Source organism: Gemmatimonadaceae bacterium, assembly GCA_030647905.1.
Lineage (GTDB): Bacteria > Gemmatimonadota > Gemmatimonadetes > Gemmatimonadales > Gemmatimonadaceae > UBA4720.
Map to the genome: position 1 here is coordinate 150,436 of JAUSJA010000025.1, position 20,139 is coordinate 170,574.

Annotated in this window: 16 protein-coding genes; 12 read left to right on the plus strand and 4 right to left on the minus strand. The window is 63.9% G+C overall.

The window, feature by feature from the left end:
* Positions 1-4,197 (minus strand): translocation/assembly module TamB, encoded by a 4,197-nt coding sequence (locus Q7S20_05510; GenBank protein MDO8501278.1) that lies wholly within the window; start codon positions 4,195-4,197, stop codon positions 1-3.
* 4 nt (positions 4,198-4,201) lie between these two features.
* On the minus strand, positions 4,202-6,493 hold the full coding sequence (locus Q7S20_05515) for a BamA/TamA family outer membrane protein (protein ID MDO8501279.1): 2,292 nt from the start codon (positions 6,491-6,493) through the stop codon (positions 4,202-4,204).
* A gap of 303 nt (positions 6,494-6,796) precedes the next feature.
* Here Q7S20_05515 and Q7S20_05520 point away from each other — a divergent pair, with 303 nt between their 5' ends.
* Together Q7S20_05520 and Q7S20_05525 are read left to right on the plus strand one after the other, a co-directional pair.
* Positions 6,797-8,317 carry an ABC transporter substrate-binding protein gene (locus Q7S20_05520; protein ID MDO8501280.1) on the plus strand — a complete coding sequence of 507 codons (1,521 nt, stop codon included), beginning with the start codon at positions 6,797-6,799 and terminating at the stop codon, positions 8,315-8,317.
* A 10-nt stretch (positions 8,318-8,327) separates the two neighbouring features.
* A complete protein-coding gene (locus Q7S20_05525; GenBank protein ID MDO8501281.1) occupies positions 8,328-9,248 on the plus strand; it encodes an ABC transporter permease in 921 nt (306 codons plus the stop codon).
* 15 nt (positions 9,249-9,263) lie between these two features.
* Here the strand turns inward: Q7S20_05525 and Q7S20_05530 are convergent, their stop codons facing one another.
* Complete coding sequence (locus tag Q7S20_05530) at positions 9,264-10,277, minus strand: NAD(P)/FAD-dependent oxidoreductase (GenBank protein MDO8501282.1); 1,014 nt, start codon at positions 10,275-10,277, stop codon at positions 9,264-9,266.
* A 28-nt stretch (positions 10,278-10,305) separates the two neighbouring features.
* Here Q7S20_05530 and Q7S20_05535 point away from each other — a divergent pair, with 28 nt between their 5' ends.
* The 10 genes from Q7S20_05535 to Q7S20_05580 all read left to right on the plus strand — a co-directional run bounded on the left by Q7S20_05535 (position 10,306) and on the right by Q7S20_05580 (position 19,782).
* Complete coding sequence (locus tag Q7S20_05535) at positions 10,306-10,851, plus strand: cob(I)yrinic acid a,c-diamide adenosyltransferase (GenBank protein MDO8501283.1); 546 nt, start codon at positions 10,306-10,308, stop codon at positions 10,849-10,851.
* 23 nt (positions 10,852-10,874) lie between these two features.
* A complete protein-coding gene (aroB, locus tag Q7S20_05540; protein ID MDO8501284.1) occupies positions 10,875-11,960 on the plus strand; it encodes a 3-dehydroquinate synthase in 1,086 nt (361 codons plus the stop codon).
* The gene (locus tag Q7S20_05545) at positions 11,957-12,613 is read left to right on the plus strand and encodes a 3D domain-containing protein (GenBank protein ID MDO8501285.1); all 657 of its coding nucleotides are present in this window, start codon (positions 11,957-11,959) and stop codon (positions 12,611-12,613) included. The genes aroB and Q7S20_05545 overlap by 4 nt, the downstream gene beginning before the upstream one ends.
* A gap of 55 nt (positions 12,614-12,668) precedes the next feature.
* Complete coding sequence (locus Q7S20_05550) at positions 12,669-12,851, plus strand: hypothetical protein (protein MDO8501286.1); 183 nt, start codon at positions 12,669-12,671, stop codon at positions 12,849-12,851.
* Positions 12,852-12,988: 137 nt separating this feature from the next.
* Positions 12,989-13,885: an RNA polymerase sigma factor RpoD/SigA gene (locus tag Q7S20_05555; protein MDO8501287.1), complete on the plus strand. Its 897-nt coding sequence runs from the start codon at positions 12,989-12,991 to the stop codon at positions 13,883-13,885.
* A 14-nt stretch (positions 13,886-13,899) separates the two neighbouring features.
* Positions 13,900-14,820 (plus strand): diacylglycerol kinase family protein, encoded by a 921-nt coding sequence (locus Q7S20_05560; protein MDO8501288.1) that lies wholly within the window; start codon positions 13,900-13,902, stop codon positions 14,818-14,820.
* Positions 14,821-16,278, plus strand: a complete 1,458-nt coding sequence (locus Q7S20_05565) for an FAD-linked oxidase C-terminal domain-containing protein (protein ID MDO8501289.1) — start codon at positions 14,821-14,823, stop codon at positions 16,276-16,278. It begins immediately after the preceding gene.
* Positions 16,275-17,441 carry an FAD-binding protein gene (locus tag Q7S20_05570; protein ID MDO8501290.1) on the plus strand — a complete coding sequence of 389 codons (1,167 nt, stop codon included), beginning with the start codon at positions 16,275-16,277 and terminating at the stop codon, positions 17,439-17,441. The genes Q7S20_05565 and Q7S20_05570 overlap by 4 nt, the downstream gene beginning before the upstream one ends.
* Positions 17,442-17,449: 8 nt before the next feature.
* On the plus strand, positions 17,450-18,751 hold the full coding sequence (locus tag Q7S20_05575; protein MDO8501291.1) for a heterodisulfide reductase-related iron-sulfur binding cluster: 1,302 nt from the start codon (positions 17,450-17,452) through the stop codon (positions 18,749-18,751).
* A gap of 32 nt (positions 18,752-18,783) precedes the next feature.
* On the plus strand, positions 18,784-19,782 hold the full coding sequence (locus Q7S20_05580) for a glycine cleavage T C-terminal barrel domain-containing protein (GenBank protein ID MDO8501292.1): 999 nt from the start codon (positions 18,784-18,786) through the stop codon (positions 19,780-19,782).
* A 32-nt stretch (positions 19,783-19,814) separates the two neighbouring features.
* On the opposite strand, the gene Q7S20_05585 is transcribed toward Q7S20_05580, so the two are convergent.
* Complete coding sequence (locus Q7S20_05585; GenBank protein ID MDO8501293.1) at positions 19,815-20,000, minus strand: hypothetical protein; 186 nt, start codon at positions 19,998-20,000, stop codon at positions 19,815-19,817.
* Between the last annotated feature and the right edge of the window lie 139 nt (positions 20,001-20,139).

Consider the following 20,139-nt stretch of genomic DNA (forward strand, 5'->3'; position numbering starts at 1 on the left):
CTAGAACCTCCACGTCCGGAAGAAGTCGAATCCGAGCTGCCGCGGAGTCTGCTGCTGAATCTGCGGCGCGTTGCGCGCGCAGGTGACGTCGCTCGATCCCGGCTCGATACCCGCCTGCGCCGTATAGATCGAGTTGAACCTGTACTCCAGCTTGAGGCCGAAGTTGTCCTTGAAGTTGTTAGCGTTCACGAAGCAGAGACCGGTGCTGAGACCGAGGAACCAGTTGCTGCCGATCTGCTTGCCGACGATGGCCCTCGAGTTCAGAAGACTGTAGAGATAGGGATCGGCCGTCTGCGCCGCCCGCGTATCGTTGATCCGTCCGGTCTGGATTTCCACGATGTCCACCAGATTCCTCGGAATCGCGCTCGTCAGCAGGTTGCCGCCATACCTCAGGGCAAACGATGCCAGCTGCGACCTGTACAGTCCCTGCGAGTTGTCGAGCGCGAACCCCGGCTCGCCGGTTATTAGATAGCTCAGAAGATCCGATTGCGACAGCGGCAGGTTGTCGGGATTGTCGAGCACGAGCGTTGGCCTGGCAAGAGTGCCGCCGATGTTCACACGGACCCGGATGTCGCGAAGATTGGCGCTGCGCTGGTTGGGCTGCCGGACGGTATGGATGGCGCGGATGTCGAGCGTCGGATTGAGATCCGGCGTGCCGAAGAACCTCAGGCTTCCGCTCTCGACGTCGAACGTCGGCTGGACGAAAGGATCTACGAGCGTCAGCCGGTATGTTCCGCGCACCGCGTTCAGCGTGCCCTCGAGCGCAAGCTGCGACCGCTCGCCCGTTTGCGGGCTTCGCCCCAGCGTCACGTTGAGCGAGCCGCCAAGCTTCACGTTGGCTTCCGACGAGCGCAGCCAGACCGCGTCGCCGATGTTCACCGCGACATTCTCCAGCGTGAGATTCCGCGCGAATTCGCTCGGCGTCTCCGGCAGCAGCTTCCGGTCGCGGGCGAGCAATGTATCGACGATCCCGGCGAATTCGGGGTCACTCAGATCCACGATCTGCTTCGTGAGCAGCTCGGGGATGTAGATCGTCCCCCGGTCCACGAGCACCGCTCCCGTCACCCGCGCCCGCCTGTACGGGCCACTAAGCGTGAGATCCTCGTCGGTCGAGATGTCCAGCGAGGCGAGTCCGGGCTTCTCGACGATGTGGAAGTTCCTGGCCTGGGCGCGGAGCGCGAACACGGGATTCGTGTACTCCTGCAGACTCACGAATCCCTGCACGCCGAGCGTGCCCCGGCGCACCCGGTTCGTCTCCGCCGACATCCGCTGAATGAAAACCGTGTCGCGCTCGAGCAGCACGTCGGCGTTCACCCTGTCGAGCGTGAGCCCGACGTTGGTGAGCGTGGCCGATCCGTTCTTGATACGGAACTGGCCATCTATGACGGGCTGTTTCACCGTGCCGCGCACGTCCACGTTGGCGACGAGAGATCCGTGTGCCTGCTGGAATCCGGGAACGAACGCCTCGAACACGCCGAGGTCAACGCTGTCGGTCCTCAGGTTGCCCCGCACCGAATCGCCGGTGAGACGAACGTCGCGGATCGCCAACCGGGCCGTGCTGGAGTATCGCAGGATGAGCGAATCGAGCGATCCTCCTCCCGGCAGGAGCGTCACGTGCGCCGGCGCTTCCATCCGGTAGTTGCTGCCGCTCGATACAGTGACGACGCCGCTGTCCACCACCACCAGCGTCGTATCTCCCGCTCGGCGGGCCGACCCTCCGATAGTCGAGACGACGCCGCCCTCGCTGGTGAGCCGCGCATTGAACGCACCGCTCGTGGCAGATTTGAGTTCGCCCGTCGCGCTCAACGACGTGAAGCCGAACGCGCCCGCGCGGATGGTGTCGGCGTTGAACGAGATCTGACCCGTCGGCCGATCGGGAAGCCCGCCGAGGGAGAATTTGCCGGTGATGTGCTCGACGCTCCGTCCCTGGACGGACAGCTCGCGTCCGCTCATCGTCCCGTCGAGCGCGAGGAGATCCTTCGTGCCGCGCAGCTCTCCGGTGACGCGGAGCGCGCCGCGCAGCGAATCGCCCGAGATGGCGGTGTTGCGGCCGATGTAGCGCTTTAGGTCCGCCAGTGAATCAACCGACAGATTGAACGAAAGCCGCCCTTCCATGCCGGGGATGAGCCCGACCGTGCCCGATGCGGAGGCATGCGCGACATCGCCCTGCACGACCAGCGTGTCCACGTGCGCGATGCCGTTGTCCAGCCGCACGCTTGCCCGGGACGACCCGATGTTGAGCTTCTCGACGGTTCCTTTCACCGATCCGCCGATCGTGCCGGTGCCGACGACGAGTGAATCACCGACGAAGTCAATCGAGTAGTTCCCGGCGAGCGTCGTGCGCGGCGCCTTCGGATTCTGGAGAAGCGCGCGAAGGTCGAGATTGGCGACGGTGCCCGTTCCGTGAGCGCCGTACGTCGGGAGGTTGCTGTCCACGGTTCCCGCGTACACGATGACTCCACCCGCTCCCGACAGCGTCGTCTCCACCTGGAGATTGACCGGCTCGCCGCGCATGCGTATGGGGCCGGTGTAGTCGCCGCGCAGCGGAATGTCAGGATATGACCGCGCCAGCGTCGTCATGGAAAGCGGCGCTCCCTGAAGATCAAGATCGTACGACATGAACGTGGCGTGCGACGTCATGCGGCCGCTGCCGGTGATCCGGGAGATCGGCAGACTGCCATCGTGATGCACCAGGTCCGCCTGCGAGAAGCGAACGTCGAGCCAGAGAGAATCGAGACGCGTCGTTCCGGAGACGGTCCCCTTGAGAGCCGGGAAGAGCGGGTTGAGATACTGGAGCGTGCGCAGATCCAGCGTCTCGATGTTCACATCGAAGCCGTGGAACACAGTGAACGCCGGCTGGAAGATGTCGAGCTCGCCGCGAGCCGAGCCGCGCGAGATCGCTCCCGGCACGTTCGCGTCGGAGAAAGTGAACTTCGTCTCGTCCACCTTGAACCTGTTGAGCGGACCGCCGGAAGCGTGAACGTATCCGGTGAGCTGGCCACGCCATGGGTACGGGAACGGCTTCCCGTTGAATATGCGGATGAGCGTGAAGTCCAGCGGCGCGCCCACGAGGCTCACGTCCTTCAACACCAGCATCGGACCGCCGACTCCGTAGGTCATGTCGCCCGTGAGACGCGACTGGGTGGTGCGCACATCCATGTTCTTCACCGCGTAGTCCATGATGCGCGGATGCCTGACGTTGTTGATGTACAGATCGAGCCGGCCGCCCCCGGTCGTCGGCAACGTCGGATAGACCCACGCGATGTCGCTCATTGAAACGGAATCGCCGACTACGTGAATGTCATAGCGCAGCGGAAGGTTGCTGCCCCAGACGAGCTTTCCCGAGGGAATGCGGCCCTTCGACGCGGCCAGATCGAACCCCGGAGACTGTATCCAGATGGAATCACCGACATGCCGCACGTCGGCCGCTATTCGCCTCACGCTGAGCGGCGGATCCGACGAGTCGAAGCTCCCCCGCGTGACGTGGAACAGGCGCCCGGAACTGTCGGGATCGGCAATGCGCGCATAGCCGAGGCTCGCCTGGAATTTCGTGAAACGGTAGATGTGCGCGAACCCTTCGCTCGTTCGGCGAATCTCACCCCGCCACTGATTGCCCGGAGTCTCGCGCGTGAACGCGCCGAGGGCGCGCGTGATCGCGCTGTCGCGCTTGTATCCGCGCAACGAGTCGGCTGGATGCCATCTCATGCCGACGATGATGTTGGCGTCGTGGATATCCGCCGAATCCATCACGACGAAATCGCCGAACGCGCGCGCCGCGCCGTGCGGCTTCTGCGGACCCGACGGAAATATCCGCTGGTAATTCCACTTCCCGTCCTCGTGCTCCTGGAGGCGCACGACGGGGTGATCAATGTCGAGGTGGCTGAGAAGAATGCGCCGGTCGAACAGGTCCCGCATGTCATACCTGACGCGCACTCTGCCCGTCGCGAGCAGGAGTGAATCCTGCTCGTCGCGGATCTCCAGCGAGTCTATCGTCACGCCGTTGAACAGCCCGCCGCTGATCCGCCCGACGAAGAATTTTCCGCGAACTTTCCCGGAGACCCACGACTGCACGTACTTCCGCACCTGCCCCTGACCGTATCCCGTCTGAGTGACGGACACGACGAGGCTGGCCATCACGACGATGATGACGATGAGACCGATCGCGCTCCAGAAGACGATGCGCCGGCGCCGTGACATGCCGCTAGAACGCCTGTCCGATGGCGAGACTGAATGTCAGCCGACTGACGATGCTGCCGCTGGTGCGCGGCGTGAACGTCGCGGGACAGCGTCCCTCGGTCTGTTTCAGTCCCCCCTCGGTCATGTGGACGGGGAGCAGATTTCCCGGACTCACGCATGGCAGCGAGCCGGCCGGAGTTCCCAGCTCGTCCGTCGCCGATCCGCCTGGCACCTCGTAGTAGAGAGGTCCCGACGGGCGGCGATAAGGATTGTAGCCCATCACCACCCGCACCGGACCGACAGGAGAGAAGGCGGTGAGCTGAATGCCTGGCGTTACCTTCACCGAGAAATTCTGAAAGCTCCCGCTGCGGCCCCGGTTCCACACGTCGCCTGCGTCTGTAAACAGCGTCCACTGCAGAAACTCCGGCAGGAACGGGCTCGGCATCCGCAGCTCGAGGTTGCTTACGAGGAGCGAGTTTCCACCGACGGGCACGGCGCGGCGAAAGCGCCGGGCGCTCGTGGTGTCTCTGAAGACGGAATCTGGAAGCCCGGACTGAGCGGGCGGTATCAGATTGTACGATTCGGCGATGTATATCGCCGATCCCAGTTCGTTCTGCGAGAATCCGCGCACGCTCGCCGGGCCGCCGCCGTAGAGTCGCTCCTGCGGCGGAATGAAGCCGGTCGTCGTGCCAAAGCTGCGGCCGAACACTGCCCCGCCTCGCACGCGAAACGCGAGCACCGCGCCTCCGGGCACGCCCCAGTAGTGCGATCGCTCCCCTACGAGCTTGTTGAACCGCAGCGCGGTATCGGACAGAATGACCGGCGATGCATGCCGTATTTCCAGTCGCCACTGGAATCCACGCGAGGGTGAAATGAAGTTGTTCGACCTGTCACGCGAGATCACGGCACTCGCCACCGCAAGTCGCTGAGTCTGTTGCACGCGCCGGCGATCCTCGCGATCGCACAGATTGAAAACGGCGCAGAACAGGGCCGGCTGTGCCTCGGTGCGGCCGAGATCGAGAGAGTACGCAAACGTCATTGGGAGATCCTGCCAGCGGCGCCACTCCACCGACGCCACTCCTCCGATGCTCGTCGTCCGGAGATACGCGTTGTACTCCGATACCCGCTCGCTGAATACGGTGATCGTCGGCAGGAGGCGAAGCCGCGAAAATACCGGCGGCCTGAGCGTGGCGCCGACGTAGTAGTTGAGCGTACGGCTGAACGGATCGTTCTTCGCTTGCGGGCAGAGGTTCTTCAGTCCCGAAATCGGATCTCCGATCCCGATCTTGGAAAGCCGCGTCGTGAGATCGAGGCGCCGCGCCCTTCGCAGAAAGTTGTAGTTCGACAGCTCGCCGGTGAGACGGAAGCAGTCGAGGGTTCCGTATCCCGCGCCCAGCCTCGCCGACCGTGTCGTGTTCTCCGCCAGCAGCGCCTGGATGTCCACGATGGAATCCGTGGGGCTGGTCGCAGTGTCGGGGACAAGCGATACGTGCTGGTACGCTTCGGTACGATATAGCGTGCGCTGCGCATCGAGCAGCTCGTCCTCGCGATACACGCGCCCGGAGTCGAGCCCGACGATGCGGCGCACGACCTTGTCGGGTATCTGCTGCGGCCTGGACTCCAACGGAACGACCTTGATGTCCACATGCCCGAGGCGCGTGAAGGGTCCGGTCGAAACGCTGATAGTGTCGAACGCGAGACGCCGCTCCTCGTCCACCTCGAACGTATTGCTCACCTCGGCGCGCGGGTATCCGCTGTTTCGAAGTCGTCGCGCGATAGAGTCGCGGGCGGCATCGAGGTTCACGCGATCGAATCGCTGCCCGGCCCGGATGGGCAGGCCGCGTGTTATCGCGAGCCGGTTGCGCACGGAGTCGAGCCCTTCGATCACGAGTGATTCGAGCTGTGTCGGAAGCCCCTCGTGAATGAGGAGGCTCACTCCCACGCCGCCGCGCTCGGCGACGATGGCCGTATCTACAGTCGCGTCTGGAAAGCCGTGCCGCCGATAGAAGATTACGAGCCGCGCTCTGTCCTTCGGCAGCTCGTTGCGGTCGAGGCAGTGGCGGGCGGTGAGTGGAAGACGGAGAACCGTGCGCGCGAACGGCGAGGGAGTCGTGACGATGATCTTCGACAGGTCTGCGTCACTGAACGCTGCGTTGCCGGTGAACGAGAGGCGCCTTACCTCCTGATCGCCGGCATCACAGTTGATTTCCTGCCCCGAAGCGGTTCTCGCGAAGATGGTGACGAGTGCGGCGCAGCCGGATATCAGGAAGACACGCGCATACCCGCGCTGCATCACCCGCCGCGCTTTCGATCCCACGGCCCGGCCGGCCCGCTCTTCCTGTCGGGCAGTGGCGGCTGGCGGACTACCGCGGGGGACGGAACCAGTGGCGTTCGCTGGATTAAGAGTTGCACTAGATAGAATCCAGCCAGACCGGCCGCCACCCCAACCCCGATTGCGGGCAGGAGATCAGCGGCTCCGAGTTGGCGCCTATAATAATAGTCTTCGCTCATTGTTTGACGCCTTCTCGAGGGCCCGATAAGTTCTCGCGTCAGCCCCCTCAATGTCAACGGTACAATCATGCGCATCCCGCGAACACTTCTTGTAACTCTTTTTGCGGTAATGGCATGCACGGGTGGCGAAACATCGTCCACGCGTCGCACGCTCATTGACTCGCGCGACACGTATGATCCGCGCTCGCTCGATCCCGCCCTCTCCACCGACGTTCCCACCGGCAGAGCGGTCGGGTATGTCTTCGACGGCCTCGTCCGATTCACTCCGGACGCCCAGGTGGTCCCGGGGCTCGCTCGCTCGTGGGATATTTCCACGGATGGAATGACCTATACGTTTCACCTCAGAACAGGCGTAAAGTTCCACGACGGCCGCCCGTTCTCGGCGCGAAACGTCATCTACAGCTTTCAACGCGTACTCGACCCGAAGACAAAGGGCGGACGCGGGTGGCCGCTCTATCCGATAGATGGCGCCAAGGCATACGCCGATGGAAAGGGACGAAGCATCGCCGGGCTCACCGCGCGCGACGACAGCACCATCGTCATCCGGCTGAGCGAGCCCTTCGCGATCTTCCCGAAGCTCCTCGCCATGCCCGTCGCGGCGATCGTTCCCGACTCCGTTCCATCCAACTTCGGCGAGCATCCCATTGGAACGGGCCCGTGGAAGTTCGTGGAGTGGAAGCACGACGACTACCTGAAGTTCGCGGCGAACCCGGACTACTTCGACGGACCGCCGAAGGCGGACAGTCTGATGGCGCGCATCGTTCCCGAGCCGAGCACCGCGGTGGCCGAGTTCGAGAGCGGCAACGTGGACGTGCTGTACGTGCCGGAAGGCGAGACGCAGAACTGGGAGCAGACCGACGAGAAGAAAGCGATGCTCGAATCGGCGCCCGCTCTTCGTGTTTTCTACATCGCCATCAACACGACGCGAGGGCCGCTGGCGGATAAGCGCGTTCGCCAGGCTTTGAATTACGCGACCGATGCGAAGGGCATTCTCGATGGAATCGTGAGCGGGCGCGGAAATCTTGCGGCCGGCGTGATTCCGCCTGCTCTTCCGGGAGGGGACTCGACGCGCAAGGGATACACTCGCGACGTCGCCAAGGCGAAGCAGCTTCTTGCCGAAGCGGGCTTCCCGAACGGAATCGACATCGAGCTATGGTCATCCCAGACGCCTCCCTTCCCCCGCATCGCGCAGGCCGTGCAGGCGAATCTCAAGGAAACCGGAGTGCGCGTGACACTGGTGCAGCGAGACGCTTCGTCGATGCGAGAGGCGGCGCGTGCCGGCAAGACGGACATGGCGCTCAAGGACTGGTTCGCCGATTATCCCGACGCGGAGAACTTCCTTTATCCGCTGCTGCACAGCGCGAACAAGGGCGTGGGCGGGAACGTGTCCTTCTACTCGAACCCCGGGTACGACAAGCTCGTGAGCGAAGCGCGCCGCGAGCAGGATGAGGCGAAGCGCACGGCGTTGTACAGCCAGGCCGACGAGATCGAGTATCAGGACGCGCCGATGATCTATCTCTTCTTCTACAGGGAGCTGTACGCCATCCAGCCCTGGATAAGGAACTTCAAGGTGCCGACGATCTTCACCGGCCAGCGCTGGACCGACGTGACGATCCAGTTCCAGCGATAGCCGCGATCACGTGATCGCCTTCATCGTCCGCCGGCTGATGCTCTCCATCCCGACGCTCATCGGCGTGATGGTCGTGGTGTTCCTGCTTCTCTACGTCGCTCCGGGCGATCCTGTGCAGGACATGGTGGGCGAGCGCGCCGACGCCGAGACGATCGCGCGTCTTCGTAAGGAGCTGCATCTGGATGAGCCCCTCCCGAAGCAGTTCGTCCTCTACGCCGGTGGTGTTCTCAGGGGCGACCTCGGCAACTCCTATATCACCCAGCGCCCGATCATCCGCGACATCAGGGAGCGATTCCCGAAGACGTTGCTTCTCGCGGGATCGGCGATGCTTCTCGCGTCGGTGCTCGGCATAACGATCGGAGTTTTCAGCGCAAGAAATCCCGGCGGGTGGTTCGACCGGCTCGGGCTCGGGCTCGCTTATCTCGGAATATCGTTTCCCGTCTACTGGGTCGGCCTGATCCTGATCCTCGTTTTTGCCGTCACGCTGAAATGGCTGCCGCCATCGGGGTACGGCGGCGTGAAGTATCTGATACTTCCGGCATTCGCGCTCGGCTCACGCTCGATCGCGTTTCTTGCGCGCGTCACGCGGTCTTCGATGCTGGAGGTTCTCGGCGGAGATTTCGTACGCACCGCCCGCGCGAAGGGACTGCGTGAGCGAGCCGTGATCGGCCGGCATGCGCTGCGCAACGCATTGATCCCGATCATCACCGTGCTCGGCCTCGACTTCGGGTATTACCTCACAGGCTCGATTCTCACCGAAACGATCTTCTCGTGGCCGGGGATCGGGCGGTACGTCGTGAACGCGATCGCGCGGCGGGATCTGCCGGCGATCAATGGATCGGTGCTGTTCCTTTCGGTTGTGTTCGTGCTGGTGAATCTCATCACCGATCTCGCGTACGCCAAGGCTGACCCTCGCGTCGCGTACAGCTAGGCAAACAACGGAAATTCAGTCGTCCTTCTGCCCAAACACAGCCAGATTCGACGAGTGCCCCGGATTCACCTTCTTGTCCGGGTATATCCAGTGAAATGCCTGATTGACCGCAGTAGCTGCTTCAGCAAAGCCCGTAGCTATAAGCTTGAGCTTCCCGGGGTATGACGTGATGTCGCCCGCGGCGTAGATGCCCGGCCGGCCGGTCTCCATCATCGAGTTCACGAGGATCTCGTTCTTCTCGAGAGCGAGCCCCCATGAGGCGAGCGGCCCGATGTCGCTGATGAAACCAAGCATCGGAAGAACTACGTCCGCTTCGACACTCTTGGTCTCCTTGGTCTTCACGTCGCGGATGACAATACCGGACAGCTTCTCACCCTCCGACAAGACGTCATGCAGCTCGTGGAAAGGCAGCAGCACAGTCTTCCCCGCCTCCACCGCCGCCTGAACCTCGGCCACTGTCGCGCCATGCGCGCGGTACTTGTCGCTGCGGTGGACCAGCGTCACTGCCGCGGCCTTGTCGCGGAGCTGGTGGCACCAATCGAACGCCGAGTCGCCGCCGCCGATGATCACGATCTTCTGGCCGCGGAATTTCTCCGGATCCACCACGTTGTCGAAAATCCCGCGCCCATACCACGCCTCCGCGCACTGCTGCGGCAGGCGGCGCGGGGAAAACGCGCCGATTCCCGCGGCGATGAGAACCGAGCGCGTGGAAAACCGGTCCGTATCGGTGACGAGGACGAAATGGCCGTCCTCCTCCTCGAGTCCGATGACATGCTGGCCGAGGAAGGATGGAAAGTTGAACTGCCCGGCCTGGTCGGCGAGGTCGCGCACCAGATCCTTCGCCAGGACCTTGGTGAATCCCGCAACGTCGAAGATGTACTTCTCGGGGTAGAGCGCCGTGAGCTGCCCGCCAAGCTGGGGGAGGGTGTCCACAATGCGGGCCGTGGCGCCGCGCATACCCGCATAAAAGGAGGCGAAAAGTCCGGTCGGACCGCCTCCGATGATCGTGATGTCCGTTATCTCGTGCATCGGCCGGAATATAGCGAGATTTGGATATATGAAGATCTACACAAAGACCGGCGACGCTGGTCAGACCGGCTTGTTCGGCGGGGGTCGCGTATCGAAGGATGACCCCCGCGTCGAGGCCTACGGAGACGTGGACGAGCTCAACGCGACGCTGGGCCTCGCGCGCGCCGTCGAGATGATGCCCCGCATTGACGAAGTTCTCGTCCCTGTCCAGCGCGATCTCTTCAGCATCGGCGCGCTGCTTGCCACGCCGGACCTGGAAAAGATGCACGACCATCTCGCCAAGGCGCAGATAGACGAGGCCCGGATCAGCGAGCTCGAGCACGCGATAGATGAGTGCGATCGGGAGCTCGAGCCACTCCGCGCGTTCATCGTTCCTGGCGGCACTCCCAAGGCTGCCGCGCTGCATGTCGCGCGGACCGTCTGCCGCCGCGCCGAGCGAAGGGTGATCAGCCTGCAGAAAGAGGTGGAGATTCCGCAGATCGTCGTTGTCTACCTCAATCGACTGTCCGATCTGCTCTTCACGCTGGCCCGCTTGGCGAACACGCGCGCGGGTGCCGGTGAAGTGACCTGGTAGCGCGAAAGAGAGCCGACTGGCGAATGGCTGGAAGGATTGCCGCCAATCTCCCCTACGAGATCCGGATCGAGGCTGGCTCGCTCCGGGACGTCGGCGCTTTCGCGCGCGCGGCGGCGCCGGCGCACCGGTACGCCATCATCACCGACTCGCACGTCGGACCGCTATATGGTAGCGCGGCGGCCGAGTCGCTCGGGGTGGAAGCGGCGGATGTGGTCGTCATTCCGGCGGGCGAATCCAGCAAGACTCGCGGGAGCTGGGGCTGGATAACCGACCAGCTGATCGAGCGCGGCTTCGGGCGCGACTCGGCAGTGATCGCCTTGGGCGGCGGAGTGATCGGCGACCTCGCGGGATTCGTGGCGGCGACGTATATGCGGGGCATCCCGATCGTCCATGTTCCGACCACGCTGCTCGCGATGATTGACTCCTCGATCGGCGGAAAAACGGGGGTGGATACGCAGGCGGGAAAGAACATGGTGGGGTCTTTCCATCCTCCCGCGGGAGTTCTTATTGACCCGCAACTCCTTGCCACGCTTCCACTTAGAGAACTGAGAACAGGACTTGCCGAGGCGCTCAAGCATGGCGCGATCGCGGATCGGGGTTACTTTGATTCAGTGGTTCGCGCTATTCCCCGGGTGCTTTACGGACGGGGAGAAGCGGGTGATTCGCTCGCCGGGGTCATCGTCGGTAGTATCGAGATCAAGGCGAGCATCGTCGTCAGTGACGAGCACGAAGGCGGCGTCCGGAAGATTCTCAATTTCGGCCACACCATCGGGCACGCTGTCGAGATGCTGAGTGGTTACTCGCTGGCGCACGGTGAGGCAGTCGCGATTGGGATGACGCTCGAAGGCAGGATAGCCGAGCGTATCGGGATCGCGAAGGAGGGTACCGCGAGTGAGATCCGTGACGCTCTCGCGGCAGCTGGGCTTCCGGTCATCCTGCCCGAAGGGATGGGCGCCGACCGGATTCTGGAGGTGATGCGGGCCGACAAGAAGGTGCGCGCGGGATCGGTGCAGTATGCACTGCCCCGGGCGATTGGTGAGATGGCGGGCTCCGATTCCAATTGGACCGTATCTGTTGATGACGCAATCGTTCGGGAGGTGCTGACATGAAGCGTGGCGATCTGATCAGTCTGGGCGCCGCTGTCGTCATTGCCATCATTTTCATCGGAACGGGCGCCGCGCGCCTGCCGCTTGGAAAGGCCGCGTACGCCCATGCGCCGGTGCTGGTGTATGCGGAGCCGCTGCTCGATCCCCTGGTCGTCACGGCGAAGAAGATCGTCAAGGACGCAGGACAGTTCCGTCGCGCCACCGCGGGTGAGGCGCTCAGGATGCGCGCCGCCGGCATCATTCCCGATCCGCGCCGCTTCGCCCGCGCACAGCCCGGCGAGGAGGTTCCCATCTCCATCACGCAGTACTGTCTCAAGGGCACCACCCGCCGCGGACGGTTCGTGCGGCCGGGAATCGTCGCCGCCGACCCGCGCATCTTCCCTCTCGCCCGTTATGTCGAGGTGTTCATGGGGAAGAAGTACCTGGGGCGTTATCTCGTGGACGACACCGGTGGGAACGTCATCGGCGCCACGCTCGATGTCTGGACTCCTTCATGCCGTCAGGCGACCCGATTCGGCCGGCAGCGTGGAAAAGCAGTCCTGGTCGCGCGCGAGGAAGAGCACATCTTTTCCACGAGGCTCGTCGAGCTTGACATGATTCCGGACCTGGCGGCCATCGCCGACCTGTTCGAAGGCATCGAGAAGAAAGAGCCTTAGGATCGGTGGCCCTCTAATTGCCTTGTTGCCGGTTAACCGATAACGAGGCTTCGCCATGTCGTCGTTCAGCATCTACCTGATCGGATTCATAGTTCTCATCATCGGCCTGGCTGTGGCCGCAGTGCTCCTTGGAGCGCCGACGCAGTGGATCGTAGTGGGCGTGATCGTCCTCATCGGTATCGGGATTCTTACCGGAACGAGCCGAACGAAAACCAAAGACCCGCCGTCAAATACGTAGAAAAGGCGGCAGCATCACAAATCGTTCTGGCATGAAACGTGGCTGTTGACCCAACCAGACCCCGTGGTTATCCTGCGCCCCATCAGGTTATTGCGAGCCAATGATGCGCTTGCGCAAACAACCCAACCGGGGCTTGAATGCAGACTTCGACCGAGAGCAAGTCTAAAGGCTTTTTCCGTTCGTCCCCCTCCACCGCATTCGACCAATACCTCCAGGACATCCAGAAGCTTCCCCTGATCACCGACGCTGAAGAAGAGCGAAGGCTGGCACGACGTGCCCAGGCAGGGGATGAGAAGGCGGCAGAACGACTCGTCACCGCCAACCTCCGATTCGTCATCTCGTACGTGAAGAAGTACCAGGGCCATGGCCTCGATCTCTCCGAGCTCGTCGCCATCGGCAACGAAGGACTCCTCAAGGCGGTCCGGAAGTTTGATCCCGAGCAGGGCGTGAAGTTCATCTCGTACGCGGTGTGGTGGGTCCGCCAGGCAGTCCTCAAGGCGCTCGCCGAACAGACAAGATCAGTACGAATCCCGCTCAACCAGAACTCCCAGCTCATCAAGCTGGCCCGCGCTCAGACAGTTCTCTCTCAGGTTCTCAAGCGCGACCCCACAGATCACGAAATCGGACGCCTCCTCGAGGAGACTCCTGAGGCGGTAAGGTCGGCCAAGCAGATGTCAGCCACCGAAATCTCCCTCGACGCACCCATTGATCGCTCCGACCGCGAAGCCTGCACACTTGGCGAGCGATTCGCGGGGGTGAACGGAGACGAGATCGAGGAAGTCACCGACTTCCATCTGATGAAGGAGTTCATTGACAAGGTGTTCCGGAAATACCTGACGCCGAGAGAGCGGAAAATCCTGCACCTGTACTACGGGCTGGAGCAGGGCTCCGATGCCATGACGCTGGAGAAGATCGGCGCGCTGATGGGAGTGACGCGGGAGCGCATCCGTCAGATCCGCGAGCGCGCGTTCGAGAAGCTTCGCGAATCTCCGGACGGTTCCGCGCTTTCGGGGTTCTGGAAGACGACCGACTAGGAATTTTTACGCAGGTGACGAACGCTCAGCGCATCCCGGCGTTCGTCAACCCGGACTCAGGCACCGCGAAGGGGGCCCGTGACGCATTGGAGCGCACGGGCCTTTTCGATATCCACGAGGTTCCGCCCGCAGAGCTCGAGAAGAGAATTCGGGAGACGGTCGCCGCGAAGCCCGCCCGGATTCTCATCGCCGGCGGAGACGGAACCATTCGCACGGCGGCCGAGGCCGTCGCCGGAACGGGGGTCGAGCTCGCCGTTCTTCCGTCGGGCACGCTGAATCACTTCGCCAAGGACCACGGGTTGCCGACCGATCTCGACGAGGCGGCGCAGGTTGCGGCCGGATCGTTCGTCGCATCGGTGGACGCAGGCCGAGTCGGCGACAGTCTCTTCCATGGCACGAGCTCGATCGGGGCGTACGTCATCTTCATGCGTGTGCGCGACCGGCTCGAGCCCACGTTCGGGTACAGACTCTCGAGCTTTGTGGCGGTCATCTGGACGTTCATGCGGATGCCGACCGCCGTGGTGGAGCTGGAGATAGATGGAAAGGCCCAGGCGTATCGGACGCCTCTCGTATTCATCGGCGTAGGTGAGCGGGAGCTTCAGCTCCCGACGCTTGGCGGGCGCGTCGAGGGTGGCAAGCGGGGGTTGCACGTGCTGGTGGTTCGAGGACGGCGCAGGGCCCGCCTTCTGCTGCTCGCGCTGGATTCTGCCACGCGCGGGGTGAGGCGGGCATCGCGGACGCCGGAGCTCGACGCATTCATGGTGGAGCGATGCACCATCACCATGAAGCGGAAAAGCACGCGTGTCTCCTTCGACGGCGAAGCCAGGTACATGGAGACACCGCTGGAGTATCGGCTGGAGCGGGATATACTCCGTGTAGTGATGCGCGAGACTCCGAAAGAAGACGGGGGCCCGGCGTCTTCCTCACAGGTGTAGATGACCGACAACACGGCACTCGCTGAACAACTCGAGCAGATCGTCGGCGAGCGCTTCTTGCTGAGGCGCAAGAGCGATCTGCTAGTCTACAACTCCGACGGCCTGCCGGGATACCGGCGCATGCCGCGCCTGGCTGTCTTTCCGGGCAACCGCGACGAGGCGATCCGCGTCGTGCGTACACTTGCCGAGCATGGAGCGCCTTACGTGCCGCGAGGCGCGGGGACCGGCCTCTCAGGCGGCGCGCTCGCCGACGACATCGTCCTCCTCGGCATGCATCGCCTCAAACGCGTGATCTCGATAGACAGGGAGAACCTTCGCGCCGTCGTCGAGCCGGGAGTGGTGAATCTCACGCTCAATCGCACCGTCGCCCCGCTCGGGCTCATCTACGCGCCAGATCCTTCGAGCGAAGCGGCGTGCACGATCGGCGGAAATGTCGCGGAGAACGCGGGCGGGCCGCACTGCCTCAAGTACGGCGTGACGCTCAATCACATTCTGTCCATCACCGCGATCCTGCCTGACGGCGAGATCGTCACGCTCGGCAATCCCGAAGGCGAGACCGCCGGCTACGATCTGCGCGGGGCGTTCATTGGCAGCGAGGGCTGCTTTGGCGTCGCGCTCGACGTGACGGCGAGACTCACGAGGAAGCCCGCGGCGATCCGCACGATGCTCGCGGACTTCACGTCGGTGGACGACGCCGCGCGCGTCGCGTCCGCGATCATCGCGTCGGGCATCGTGCCCGCCGCGCTCGAGTTCATGGACGCGCCGACCATCCAGGTAGTCGAATCCTCTGTCTACGCCGCGGGCTATCCGGCGGACGCAGCTGCCGTACTGCTGATCGAGGTAGATGGAATCGCCGAAGGCGTGGACGCCGACCGCGACACGGTGCGCGAGATCTGTCTTTCAGGCGGCGCGCGCACAGTGAAAGTCGCGCAGAACGACGCCGAGCGCACGCGGCTGTGGCAGGGGAGAAAGAAGGCATTCGGCGCGATGGGACGAATGGCTCCGCACCTGGTCGTACAGGACGCGGTGATCCCCCGCACGCGGCTCGCCGAGGTGCTCGCGAAGATTCGCGAAATCGCGGAGGCCAACAGGGTCGTCGTGTGCAACGTCTTCCACGCTGGAGACGGGAACCTGCACCCCAACATTCCGTACAACGCCGACAACCCCGAAGAAGCCGGGCGCGTGCACCGCGCGATGGGCGAGATCATGCGGGCATGCGTTGCGGCGGGGGGAAGCATCACCGGGGAGCACGGCGTGGGACTGGACAAGATCGGATACATCGAGCTCATCTTCTCGCCGGACTCACTTGGCGCGATGTGCCGCCTGCGTGAAGTCTTCGATCCGCAGCGCAGATCCAATCCCGGCAAGGTCGTCCCGATTCATTCCTGCCAGGAATGGCGGGCCACTCCAGCGCGCCGGGCGTCCGAACATGTGCCCGGCGCTGGAGTGGCATCGTGACCGCAGCTGCGGCGGCATCGCATCCAGTGCGTGACATGGTGATGGATGCGGCGGGGTCGGGCACTCCGCTGCGCATCGCCGGCCGCTCGCACTGGATGGACGCCGGGCGCCCGGTCGCCGCATCGCGCATCGCTTCGCTCGCCGCGCACTCGGGCGTGGTGGACTACGTGCCGGGAGATCTCACGATCACCGTTCGGTCAGGGACAACGCTTCGCGAGATCGAACAGATCACCGGCGCGGAGGGACAGTGGCTTCCGCTCGATCCGCACGGAAGCGCGGATGGAACGATCGGGGCGACAATTGCCACCGGCTCGTTCGGCCCGCTTGCCCACGGATTCGGGCGCGCGCGCGACCTCATGCTCGGCGTTGAGTTCGTGACTGGCGACGGGAAGATCGTGCGCGGTGGCGGGCGGGTGGTGAAGAACGTGGCCGGCTTCGACCTCGTCCGCCTGGCGACGGGATCGTGGGGGACGCTCGGCGTCATCAGCGAAGCAACTCTGCGTCTCTATTCCCTGCCCGCGCGGCCCGCGACTCTATCTCTCTCCGTTCCCGATGGAGCGAACGCGCTGGCGCAGCGGATCACTTCGATCCTCTCGACCCCGGCAACGCCTTTTGCGGTGGAGATGGTGGATGCCGAGCTCGCCGGGCGAATCGGGCTTCCGCGACGTCCGCAGATCCTGATCGAGCTGGGCGGCAATCACGCGGCCGTCGAGGCGCAGCGGCACGCGTTGTCGCAACTCGGCGGAGCGCACGATGTCGGACCCGAAGTGTGGAAGCAATTCCGCGACATTGAAGACGTCCCGCCCTCGGCGAACGGGAGCAGGCCGCCTGTGGTTCTGCGCATCTCCGCGCTTCCCACGCGAATCGCCGAGCTGTGGATGAGCACGCACAACGCGATCGGGCACATGGACGGCGCGATGATGCACGCCAGCGCCGGACTCGGCATCGTGCGGTGCATCCTGCCGGCGGGTACGCCACTCGAGACCATTCAGCCGCTGACCTCCGCCGCTGCCGGCGCGACGATAGTGTTCGAGCGTCTTCCGTCGCACATGTGGCCGACGCTTTCACCGAGCGTGATCGCCGATCGCCTGTCGCAGGGAATGAGCAGGTCGTTCGACCCGCACAATATCCTCAACGCCGGCATCATGGGGCCGGTGCATTGAGCGGCTCCTTGTCCGTCACTGAAGAAGATTCGACTCCCGCGGACGCGATACCCGCGTGCGCGCTCCCGAACACGCCGCTTGCGGCCGCGCTTCCGGGGATCAACGCGTGCGTTCACTGTGGCTTCTGCCTGCAGGCGTGTCCGACGTATCTCACGCTCGAGGACGAGAACGAGAGCCCGCGGGGCCGTATTTTCCTCATGCGATCGCTGCTCGAGGGGACAGTTTCGCCGCACGACGCGTCCGTTCACGCGCATATTGACCGGTGCCTGGGATGCAGAGCGTGCGAGCCCGCCTGTCCTTCCGGAGTTCCGTATGGTCAGCTCCTGGAGGCGGCGCGGGCGACGCTGAGAGAAGCGCGGAGGCTGCCATTCGTCGCGCGGCTCATACTCTTCGTCTTCGTGCATCCGCTGCTGCTCAAGGCGGCGATGTTCGGATCACGGCTGCTTGCCGCCTCTCCCATCCCGACGATTCTCGCGCGCACGAGCGGGCGGATGGGCTTCGGCATGGCGATGCTCGCGTCGGCGGGATCACCTCTCGAGCGCGACCCGTATCCCGCGCCGAACACCGGCGATCGCGGCACGACCGGCGTGCTCCTCGGCTGCGTGATGGAGGGGTTGTTCACGGAGACCAACCGCGCCACTGAGCGGGTGCTGAGGCGCAATGGGTATCGCACTGTGGATGTGCCGGGACAGGGATGCTGTGGCGCACTGCACGCTCACGCCGGTGATCTCGAGGCGGCTCGTGCGCTTGCGCGAAGAAACATCGCGGCGTTCGAGAAGTCTCCGTCGGAGCATATCGCGGTGAACGCCGCCGGCTGCGGCGCGATGATGAAGGAGTACGGCCATCTTCTGCACGACGATCCGGAGTGGAGCGAGCGAGCGGCGGCGATGAGCGCGCAAGTTCGCGACGTGAGCGAGCTGCTCGCCGCGGCCGGTCCGCTACCGGGCAGCCGGCTGCCGCTTCGTGTCACGTACGACGCACCCTGCCACCTCGTGCACGCGCAGCGCGTCGTGACCGAGCCGCTCGCCGTGCTCGGCGCCATTCCCGGACTCGAGCTGGTTCCGCTTCGCGACTCGGAGAACTGTTGCGGTAGCGCCGGGATCTACAACCTCATCGAGCCTGAGACTTCAGACGCCGTGCTGACGCCGAAGCTCGCCAACATCGCTGACACGGGCGCGTCGTTCGTGGCCACGGGAAATCCGGGTTGCCTGATGCAGATCGGGGCGGGTCTCATGCGCAGCGGATCGAAGGCGCGCGCGATTCATCCGGTGGATCTGCTCGACGCCTCCTACGCCGGCGGCCAGCAGTAGCATTCACTGGAAGCCCCGGTTTAATTGCAGATATGTCCGATGCGAGCGAATACGCGGCACTGTGCTCCGGCGCTTTGCTGGTCGATCGCAGCGACCGCGTCCGCATAAGGTTTGGCGGTCAGCGTGCGGCGGAGCTTCTCACCGGGCTCGTGACCAACGACGTTCTGTCCCTCGTGGCCGGCCACGGCCAGTATGCCGCCGCGCTCACGCCAAAGGGCAAGATCGCCGCAGACGTCCGCATCTTCGCCGACGACGAGGGGCTTCTCACCGACACGTCGGCGCGCGCTTCGACCGGCTGGCGCGACATCGTGACGAAGTACATCAACCCGCGCATCGCACCGTATCGTGACGTTACCGCGGAGACCCTCGACATCGGTGTGTTCGGCCCGAAGTCCAGGCGTGTCGTCGCGATCGCGACGGGCGCCGACGAAGCGGCGCTCGAGGCGTTGCATCCTTATGCGCATGTCACCGTGGATTTGCCCGGTGGCAAGGCCAAGGTGATAAGGGTCGCTGAGATAGACGCGGAGGGCTACGAGATCATCGGGCCTGCCGCGAGCGAGCAGCCGCTTCGCGAGAAGCTCTTTTCAGCGGGCGCGATACCGGGCTCGGCGCAGGCGTGGGATATCGCGCGCATCGAAGCGGGCCGCCCGGAGTGGGGGATAGACATGAACGACGCGACTATCCCTCAGGAGGCGAACTTCGACGCACTTGGCGCGATCTCGTACACGAAGGGGTGCTACACCGGACAGGAGACCGTCGCTCGCGTGCATTTCCGCGGGCATGTCAACCGTTTCCTGCGGCGGCTGCATTTCGTGAGCGCGGCGATTCCGCCTACCAACGCGGAGCTGGTGGACGACGCCGGAAATGTGGTGGGGGACGTGCGGAGCGTGGCGATGTCGCCGCGTCACGGAGGCGTCGCGCTGGCGATGGTCAGGCGCGAAGTCGCGCCGGGTACGACGCTGCATGCACGGTGGGACGGTGGCGAATGCACCGTGCAGATTGCCGCACAAGAGAAAGACGCGACTGGTTAGTCGCGCCTTTCTCCTTTACGACTCGAAGAAGCTTACTTCTTGGTCGTGTCGGCTTTGGTGGTCGTATCCATCATAGCCGTCGAGTCCATCATCTTCATGCCAGTATCCATGGCGGCCGGAGCCGGGGCCATGGCGGCGCCGGTATCAACCGGAGCTTCATCCTTCTTGGTGCAGGCGACAAGAGCGAGAACAGCGGCGACGAGGGCGAGGCGCTTCATGTGTAAATCTCCAATAGAGAGGGGCCAACGTGATTAAACGCCGGTCCGTGCATGCTGTCGCGATGCTCGTTGATGGCGCGGCCAAAAAGTTACCGTGTACTGCGTGAGTGTCAAGAGGAACAGGCTAGCGGAGTGAGAG

Coding starts and splice junctions, on each gene's coding strand:
- Q7S20_05510 (MDO8501278.1), bottom strand. CDS start 4,197: ATGTCACGGCGCCGGCGCATCGTCTTCTGGAGCGCGATCGGTCTCATC.
- Q7S20_05520 (MDO8501280.1), top strand. CDS start 6,797: ATGGCATGCACGGGTGGCGAAACATCGTCCACGCGTCGCACGCTCATT.
- Q7S20_05530 (MDO8501282.1), bottom strand. CDS start 10,277: ATGCACGAGATAACGGACATCACGATCATCGGAGGCGGTCCGACCGGA.
- Q7S20_05535 (MDO8501283.1), top strand. CDS start 10,306: ATGAAGATCTACACAAAGACCGGCGACGCTGGTCAGACCGGCTTGTTC.
- aroB (MDO8501284.1), top strand. CDS start 10,875: ATGGCTGGAAGGATTGCCGCCAATCTCCCCTACGAGATCCGGATCGAG.
- Q7S20_05545 (MDO8501285.1), top strand. CDS start 11,957: ATGAAGCGTGGCGATCTGATCAGTCTGGGCGCCGCTGTCGTCATTGCC.
- Q7S20_05550 (MDO8501286.1), top strand. CDS start 12,669: ATGTCGTCGTTCAGCATCTACCTGATCGGATTCATAGTTCTCATCATC.
- Q7S20_05555 (MDO8501287.1), top strand. CDS start 12,989: ATGCAGACTTCGACCGAGAGCAAGTCTAAAGGCTTTTTCCGTTCGTCC.
- Q7S20_05565 (MDO8501289.1), top strand. CDS start 14,821: ATGACCGACAACACGGCACTCGCTGAACAACTCGAGCAGATCGTCGGC.
- Q7S20_05580 (MDO8501292.1), top strand. CDS start 18,784: ATGTCCGATGCGAGCGAATACGCGGCACTGTGCTCCGGCGCTTTGCTG.
- Q7S20_05585 (MDO8501293.1), bottom strand. CDS start 20,000: ATGAAGCGCCTCGCCCTCGTCGCCGCTGTTCTCGCTCTTGTCGCCTGC.